Origin of the sequence: Cellulomonas telluris, assembly GCF_004886325.1 — a bacterium.
GTDB classification, from domain to species: domain Bacteria; phylum Actinomycetota; class Actinomycetes; order Actinomycetales; family Cellulomonadaceae; genus Cellulomonas; species Cellulomonas telluris.
Genome location: NZ_QXFN01000036.1, coordinates 1 through 631, shown reverse-complemented (window position 1 = coordinate 631; position 631 = coordinate 1). Strand labels below are relative to the sequence as shown.

At 71.9% G+C, this 631-nt stretch carries 1 protein-coding gene; it reads right to left on the bottom strand.

Annotated elements, in window-relative coordinates; translation table 11 throughout:
• The coding region (locus FB586_RS18605; protein ID WP_168800616.1) for an AMP-binding protein at window positions 1-378 on the bottom strand (378 nt) is incomplete at its 3' end.
• Window positions 379-631 lie beyond the last annotated feature (253 nt).

The following is a 631-nucleotide window of genomic DNA, read 5'->3' as shown; positions in this document are numbered from 1 at the left end:
CTCGGCCGCGATGAAGGCGACCTGCTCCTGGGCGAGCGTGTTGTAGATCGACATCGGCACGGCGGCCGCGGTCATCGCGCCGTAGTCGGCCAGGGTGTGAGCGGTCCGGTTGGCAGCCATGATCGCCACCGGGTCGCCCCTCTGGACGCCGAGGTCGATCAGCGCGGCGGCGACGTGCTGGGTCTGCTCCCACGTCTCGCGCCAGGTGATCGTCGACCAGGTCTCGCCCTCGGGCACGTCGAAGCGGTCGGAGAAGGCGGGCATGTCGGCATACCTCTCGGCCGCCTGGCGCACCGTCGCCGGCATGTGCAGGCCGAGGATGCGCGCCTCGTAGTCCTCGCGGGCTGCCGCGACGTCGGCGGGGATCTCGTAGGTCATCTCGGGTGCACCTCCGTGTGGCGGGGGTCACATCATGGTGCTGGCGGGTGCCGCCTGACCAGACCCCTGTGGGGTTGGATGGGGGCATGTACTCCGACCACAGGCCGTGCGCCGTCTGCGGCTCCGCGGTGCGGCTCGCACCCCACCCGGGCTCGTCCGGCCCGACCGACGGACCGGCCGGTCCCGAGGACGGGGTCGTCGGCGGCGGTGACCCGACCGTGGACCTCCGCATCTGCACCAACGAGGACTGCCA